The organism is Blautia sp. HCP3S3_B11 (assembly GCF_052064435.1).
Lineage (GTDB): Bacteria > Bacillota > Clostridia > Lachnospirales > Lachnospiraceae > Blautia_A.
In genome coordinates this window covers 40,784-48,719 of the sequence record NZ_JBQHVP010000026.1, presented here as the reverse complement: position 1 = coordinate 48,719, position 7,936 = coordinate 40,784, and the positions used below count along the sequence as shown (strand labels likewise).

The 7,936-nt window shown below is 44.2% G+C and carries 5 protein-coding genes; all 5 read right to left on the bottom strand.

Features of this window, described 5'->3' with window-relative positions:
* Nucleotides 1-399: 399 nt before the first annotated feature.
* On the bottom strand, nucleotides 400-1,137 hold the full coding sequence (locus ACTNC0_RS16745; protein WP_441088283.1) for an SDR family NAD(P)-dependent oxidoreductase: 738 nt from the start codon (nucleotides 1,135-1,137) through the stop codon (nucleotides 400-402).
* 99 nt (nucleotides 1,138-1,236) lie between these two features.
* Nucleotides 1,237-2,979, bottom strand: a complete 1,743-nt coding sequence (locus ACTNC0_RS16740; RefSeq protein WP_441088282.1) for a thiamine pyrophosphate-binding protein — start codon at nucleotides 2,977-2,979, stop codon at nucleotides 1,237-1,239.
* 11 nt (nucleotides 2,980-2,990) lie between these two features.
* Nucleotides 2,991-4,151 (bottom strand): LicD family protein, encoded by a 1,161-nt coding sequence (locus tag ACTNC0_RS16735; RefSeq protein ID WP_441088281.1) that lies wholly within the window; start codon nucleotides 4,149-4,151, stop codon nucleotides 2,991-2,993.
* A 20-nt stretch (nucleotides 4,152-4,171) separates the two neighbouring features.
* Nucleotides 4,172-6,466, bottom strand: a complete 2,295-nt coding sequence (locus tag ACTNC0_RS16730) for a LicD family protein (RefSeq protein WP_441088280.1) — start codon at nucleotides 6,464-6,466, stop codon at nucleotides 4,172-4,174.
* Nucleotides 6,463-7,770, bottom strand: coding sequence for an adenylyltransferase/cytidyltransferase family protein (locus tag ACTNC0_RS16725; RefSeq protein WP_441088279.1), 1,308 nt, complete (start codon nucleotides 7,768-7,770; stop codon nucleotides 6,463-6,465). Before ACTNC0_RS16725 ends, ACTNC0_RS16730 begins: the two co-directional genes overlap by 4 nt.
* Between the last annotated feature and the right edge of the window lie 166 nt (nucleotides 7,771-7,936).

Below are 7,936 nucleotides of genomic sequence, written 5' to 3'. Positions count from 1 at the left end.
AGAATCAATCATATGTGAATTGTCAAAGTTCTCCGGCTGCTGAAAAGTAGCCGGGTATTTTTCTATCAACGGCTGAAAATTAAGCGCTTACCACAAATCTGTCACATAAAATTATTTTTTTCAGAAATAATCCACTTTTTTTCAAAAATAGTCCCCTATTTTTTTCATCATGATATCACGAATTATCATGTAGGACAACTCTTAGAATGTACAAAAAAAATCCGAAAATGTAAAAAAATTCCCGACAGTTTCTGAAGAAGCTTCTCCATTTTATCTGTCGGGAATTCAAGCGGATATTTGCGATCCACTTTCGTCACTTGGTTTAAATCAACCGGATATTTGCAATTGAAGCAGGGGACTTACTTGATTCGGTTAAATCACCTGATTGGTCAGGTTCTTTTAGAAGTAGTCATATCCTCCATGGATATCCACGATGCTTCCATTCATATAGTTGTTCGTGAGAATACTGTACGCCATATCCGCCACATCCTTGATCTCTCCGAATCTGTGGAGGGCGATCTTGCGGTTGATGCGTTCGTAGCTTTCCGGTGTGCGGTTCTCGTGCCACGGGGTCTGGATAAATCCCGGGGCTATGGCATTGACTGTGATGCCTTTTGGCTCGAATTCCTTTACCAGGGATTTAGTAAGGAAATGAATTGCCGCCTTAGTCACTCCGTATACGAGTGAAGAAGAATATGCCTGCTGCCCCGCATAAGATCCCATAAAGAGAACTCTGCCGCCTTCCGTCATGACCGGCATAAATTCCTTGATCATAAATACCGGGATGGAAAGGTTGGTGTTTACGATGTTATTCCATTCTTCAAATGTGTAATCCTGAAATTTATCATAGGTGCTGATCCCGGCATTGCTAATCAGCCAGTCTACATGTCCGGCTTTTTCTTTCACTTCTTTGACGAAATTCATCATATCGTCATAGGAAGACATATCCGCTTTCATTATGATAAGCTTCTCCTGATCTTCCGGTTTCAGGCTGTCCCAGAATTCGTTTGCCTTGTACGCATTGTGCGCATAGGTGGCAAAGATCAGATCGTCCTGTTCTGAATTTTCCAGGATCTTCTCCACAATGCCACGGCCGATTCCGGAAGTACCGCCTGTGATTACTGTTACTCTGCTCATTTTTTCCGCTACCTCTTTGTTATATTCATCTTTATCTATCAGTTTAATAGATAATCCTGATACGCTTTCGCTGCTTAACATTAATCTATGGCAATTGTTTTATAATTCCATCAGTCTGTCATAAACATTCTTCGGCGCGTATGGCTGCTGGTTGTGGATCGGTTCACCCAGGCAGGTCTTCGGATATGCGAAAGTTCCGTGCTCAAGCATAACTTCCAGAAGTTTCGGACCCTCACCTTCAAGGAATTCCGGTGCCTGTTCTCTTACCGCATCGCAGTGCATTCTCAGTGCGGGAATGCCGTAAGCCTTTGCCACTCCTGCAAAGTCACAGGATGCAAATCCACATCCGTCTGTAGTTCCTGCAAAGAGACAGTCAAAGTAATCTCTCTGGAGATGACGGATCATACCCAGTGCTTCGTTATTCATTACCATTATTTTAATAGGAAGATTCTCTCTCTTCACCCACTCCAGTTCCTGGATATTCATCTGGAGTGCACCGTCTCCGCAGATGCAGGCGGTCGGTTTTCCGGTTGCATAATACGCTCCGATAGCTGCCGGAAGCCCGTAGCCCATAGCTCCATGTCCGCCGGAGAAGAGAAGTTTCTGTCCTTCATGGTTCTTAAATGACTGATAGCTCCATACCATGTGCTGGCCCACATCAACTGCGATAGCAGATGTATCCTCCAACATATCACTAAGGTCTGCGATCATACGGTTCGGATATCTTTCCGGCGTGTTATCATCCACTGCCTGGAGATTCTCTTTGATCTCTGTGCAGACATTCAGCCAGTCGCTTAAGCCATCCATTTCCGGACAATGTGCTCTTGCCAGACAATTGATCACTGCACCGGTCTCAGCCTGAAGTTTCACTTCATTCTCTCCGTTCTCATGAATATCTCTCTGAAGATTATACTGGTCGATGTCCACACGGATGATCTTTGCTCCTTTGGCAAATTCATGTACTTTCGTTCCAATCTGTCTGGTGCAGAGAGAAATACCGAAACAGAGAAGCAAATCACTCTTTGCATTTGCGATCATGTTCGCATAGCGGTGTCCATACGCACCTCCGATACAGCCGAAGTTCAGCGGATGGTCATAGCCCAGCACAGATTTTGCAAGGACACTTGTGATGATCGGAATCTGTCTTTTCTGTGCGAAATGAATCAGCTCCTGCTGGCTTACCTCGCTGTCTACTCCATGTCCGAGCATAATCACAGGGCGCTTCGCCTGTTTCAGTGCTTCCAGAATTGTGTCAGCTGCCTTCTGCGCTGTGGCCTCATCTGTATGTTTATCCTCGAATTTCATGTCATAAACAGGATTCTCTACTTCACTTCTCTGAATATTCATAGGCAGGTCGATAAGTACCGGGCCTCTTCGTCCTGTCGTTGCGATGTGATAAGCCTTATTTAATTCTTCGACGATATCCTCAGGATTACGAATCTGGACAGCATACTTCGTGATCGGTTTCGCCATTGCCACGATGTCAGTTTCCTGAAATCCCTGCTGGCGCAGTCCCTCGATACCGGAATATTCATAAGTGTTTAACTGTCCTGTGAGGAAAATCACAGGCAGGGAATCATAATAAGCATCTGCCACACCACTCAAAAGATTGACCGCTCCCGGTCCGCTGGTCGCATAGGCACATGCACATTCCTGTTTCGTCTGCGCATAACCACATGCTGCAAAAGCCGCTCCCTGTTCATTATAGCTGGAGTGATTTTCCGTCTCCGGATTTCGTTCAATAGAATCTACCACATGTGCGATCATCGTTCCCTGATATCCAAAGAAATGGCGGATACCTTTTTTCTGTAAAAACGTAACAATATAATCTGAAAGTTTCATTTTTCCTCCCGTCAGATCAGTGCACCGATCTTCTCTCTCTGTACTGTTTTTCCTGTTTTTTCCAGCACATCTGTATAAATATCAAGAATCTCTTCGTCCTCCGCAAAGAGTTCGCCTTTTTGCAGACTCTTCTGCATCATCTTGAAGTATGGACGAAATACTTTCTCAAGTGTCATATAATCTTCATTCTTATACAGGTTCTTGATATAGTCCTTCTGTTTCTCATAAGATACGCCCAGGTTCATCCGCTCTCCGCAGAATTCCACATAATCCCAGCATTCGTTAAAGTAGTCCTTATGCCGTCTGCTCTTTGCAAGCCTGCGGGCATTTTTCATACGTTCTTTGCAGTATTTGTCGAAATCTCCTGCTTCTTTCCAGAATTGTGTGTAGCTTACTCTGGCGCTGACTGCCAGCGCGATCGGAGTGACATAACGCGGCTCTGTGACATCCTTATAATTCTTTCCATAGCTTATGGTCAGATATTCTTCGGTTTTTGCCGGAACCTGGAGCTTAACTCCCTCCATCTCGACACGCTTACTCTTCGCAAAAATGTCGGCAGGATAAACGGTGGTCTGTTTTTTTCTCTTAAGGGTATATTTGCCTGTCTCCGGCTTCTGATACAATCTGAGGAATCGGTCGTATAAACGGGAAGCCTGTCTCTGACGTCCATTGACCAGACAGCGCAGCCTCATCCAGGTACGGTTGAGCCTGTTTTTCAGACTCCTGTCTGCATAATTGATATGGCAAAGTTCCATCCACGCATTCTCATCTCTTGAGAACCTGCGTCCGGCCGATGCTGACTCTGATTCCGATCTGAGGGGGAAAATGCTGATTCCGATTCCCGGAAATGCGTAATCTCTGGTGTTATCCATATTCAGGCACAGAGTATCTGTGTTTGTATAGCGCAGATACAATCCCGAGAACCATTTATGGCTTTTCAGCGACTCCAGCGCGCGTCTCTCTCTCGGATCTTCATCTACTGCCTTACGGAAATGCTCCATGTCTGCTACTTTCATCAGAACGATTCCAAACATGGGATTCTGTGGGAAAGGTTTTCCCTCCACAGCACAGAGAGTCAGTCGTGGAGAGAGGTAATATTCAATTTGATTCTGCTGGCATATTTCATCTATTTCCTGTAATAATGATAAAATTACCTTTTGTTTTTTATTCAACTCTTTACTCCATTTCTATTTCACATTACTGACTGTACGATTCGCTTCACATCTTCAATACTTCCGTATTTATCCAGCCAGTTATCAAGCACAACTGTGATGTCTGCCTTCTTTGCAAAGCTCTTCGCCTGTCTGCTTCCATCGTTCAGATCATTGATAAAAATACGGTACAGTTCGGTCTTTACGTAGGATGGCATCTCATATTCCAGTGCTTTCTTATAATTTGCAAAAGCTTCTCTGGTCTGTCCCTGTTTCATGCGGACATCTCCTACCAGTTTATAAACGCAGGCCTTCTCCTCTTTGCGGAACTGTTGGTTTCTCACCTGCTCGGCAAGCCATTCCAGCTCACTCTCCTCACCGGTACAGATGATCTGTGTGCGCAGGGCTGCTAATTCTTTGGAATAGCCAAGACGTTTCCATGCTCTCGTAAGTGCTTTTTTATACATCTGGTGTTCTTCAGATTTCTTATTTTTATTTGTTTTCTCTTTCACCGGTGTAAGCATTGGTATCTCGATCACTCTGCGGATCTCATTAATTTCCTGCTCTATCTCACTCTGGGTGCGTGCGCAGGCTACTTTTGCCAGATAGAACGCGCCCTGGATATCGTCATCCTCCGGAATCAGCTGATTCCACAGTTCCATAAGGGAGAATGCCTCTTTCTTTCTGCGGGCTGCCAGAAGCTCTTCGCAGTTTTTCAGAATCTCTGCCTTATATCCTCTGAAAAATCTGTCCATCTCCAGCCAGACAACTCCATTCGTGGTCTTACTCTTCACCTGAAGATAGAGTTCTGCTGCCTTTTGTACCTCGCCGTTCATCCAGAAGATATCAGCCTTATATTTCAGGAAATAACCATCCTCAGGAAACATCTTAAGAGCCTTATCAAGAAAACGTTCTGCTTCGATCCGGTTCTCTCCCGCATCCTCCATCAGGAACCTGCACTTAAATTTCATAAATCCCGGATGTCCCGGATATTTCTGCAAAAGGTCGCTGATAATCTGCTCTGCTTCCTTCATTCTATGAAACTCATAGTGATCCGCTGCTTTCCGGAAAAGCTCAATATCTTCTTTCAGTCCCTCCATCTCAGGACTCAGATGGTCAAGCTGCTGACGGACCTGCATCATCCGATATGCCTTTGACACACGTTCTGTATAAAACAGAGTAAGCATTGCCGCATAGAATACATCGTCAGGTATCTCCACAAGTGTTGGATGATAAAAAGCATAAATGTTGGTATAGTCTTCTCTTCCGATAAAGTCAGCACTGAGCTGATTCTTATAATAAGAGCCAAAAAGTGCACTCAGCTTACGGAAAGATCTGCTTTCCACCAGCTCACTGATCTTAAGTCCTGATTCATCGATTGCTCTCTGCAGGTCCAGTGCTACTGCGCGGGCTTTCATTGCAAGTCCTTCCTGGCGGACTTTATGGTTCTTTTTAGCAATAAGCATATTGTAGAACTTACGGAATACAGAGTCCCGGCGCAGTCTGCCTTTATGAATGTTCGGCATATATTCCTCACGAAGTTCCTGATAAGGAAGTTCGTCTACGCAGACAGCCACATGTCCCTCCCTCTTATCATGAGGAGGCATATATGACCACTCGTCTCCATAATGCCAGATCAGATAGTCACTGCACTTATTTGGAATCATCGCTTTCTGTCCCTCGAAAATCCCCTCTTTGACAGGGAACATCATATCTTTGTCAAAAAGAAACGGGCAGCCGCCCCAGCGCATGGCATAACGGTCACATTCCTCTTCTTTATAAGAGAACATGATCTTCTCAAGCTTTGCCAGTGTTCTTTTTTTGCCAAGAAAAATATAAGAAAGAAGATACTTCAGATACATGGATGCAGGTATCTCCCAGCGGTCGCTGTAGCCTACAGAAATATTGATAAGATCTGAGTAGATCATCATATGTGTTCTATATTTCTCGTATTCTTTGTCATCAGCCGGAATAGGATCCAGTGTAAGAATGTCTATGATCTCTCCGCCACAGTCCTTGCCGATGATCTGGCTTTTATGAATCGCACAGGTATCGGTAGATGCATAGCGTGGAAATGAATTTGTATAATTTCTGTCCACCTCCGAACACTGTATCTCTCTGTTCGGCGGCAGTTCTGTCCTGCAGATCTCTATAAATTTCTCCCAGTCCGGACGTGGCATATAAAGGTCTACATCATCATCCCAGGGAACAAATCCCTCATGTCTGAGAGCTCCGATCAGGGAGCCTCCTGCCAGCACGTATCTGAGGTTATGTTCTCTGCAGATTTCATCAACCTCCCTGAAAAGCTTCAGGAGGTATTTCTGTTTCTCCGTCATGAATTGTCCTTTCTGTTGATTGTTTCCAAAATTTCTATTATTTTTACCGACTCATCATAGAAAAGCCGGGTACATTCTGTCCGTTTGTCTCTGATCATAATCATCAGCTCCTGCAGCAGATAGCGGAAACCATTTCCCTCGAAGTTAAAGCTGTACCTTTTCAGAAATTCTTTTCCTGAAATATTGGCTTCAAAGTATCCGGTGTTCCACCAGTCATTAGGGATAGTTACCCTGCCGTTGCTTCCGATGATCACAAGTTCATTCTCGATATCTACGGTTGTTCCGATCTCAATGGTCGCCAGTGCATTGGCATACTTCATGGTAATCATGTCATATACAAATTTCCCTTCCTGATCGCGGACTGCATTTGTATTGATATCCTGGCACTTTCTGCCAAGCAGTTTAAGTACCGCGCAGATTGCTGTGCAGACTGTCTCATTAAAAGTCCTGCCACCTTCAAAATCATCCTGGGAAATCGCACATTTAACGCTGACCAGATCTCCTACCAGGTTGCTGTGCACCAGCCATACCAGCTGGTTAAAAGCACGCAGATAAACCAGCGTCATCCTCTCGATCAGGACTACATTGTTCTCCCTCGCAACTTCAAAAAGATAGCGCAATTTCTCCGAAGAAAGCGTTAACGGAGAATCACTTATCACATATTTGCCCTGTTTCAGTGCGCGTTCGATATACTCCGCCCGTTTGCTCAGCGAAGTTTTAATATAAACGATATCCACATCTGACAGGAACTGGTCATAGTCGCTCCAACAGGATCCAAGTTCAAATTTATCACAGAATTCCTGCGCAGTCTCCGGATTCTCGCTGAATACCCGTTCTACGTGAATACCGCTGACATATTTGGATTCCTGCACAAAATCATTATCTTTAATATTGTCTGTCACAATTCCCATATTAAAGATAACACCCTCACTGCGAAGCTTTGTACTGGAAATATTCTTGGTACGTTCCAGATAAACGACATCGCAGTAGTTCTTAAGATAATCAAATTTGCCCCGCCAGTCTGAACCAACTACCAGAACATCTATATCATATTTGATGATATCGCTGACTTTCTGTCCCTGGTACTCTTCAATAATAATCTCATCTGCCAGTCCGGTACGCCGCACATTCTCTATTCTCTTAATAAGGCTGTCTCTTACATTAAGCTTGCCTCGTTCAATATCAAAGCTCTCACTTGTAACGCCAACGATCAGATAATCGCCAAGCGCCTTTGCCCTTTTTATAATATTGTAGTGGCCCTTATGAAACAGATCAAAAGTGCCATATGTGATCACTCTCTTCATCTTCTCTTTATAACTCCCGATAAATATTCCTGCCCGTAACTGTTCCGTACCTGACGGACAGTTACCCTTGCTTCACACTATAGATGATTTGATTATATCATAATTTCCAACTTCCGTCACCTCTTCGTTACAAAAATGTTAAATCCGCATTAATTTATATCATTTT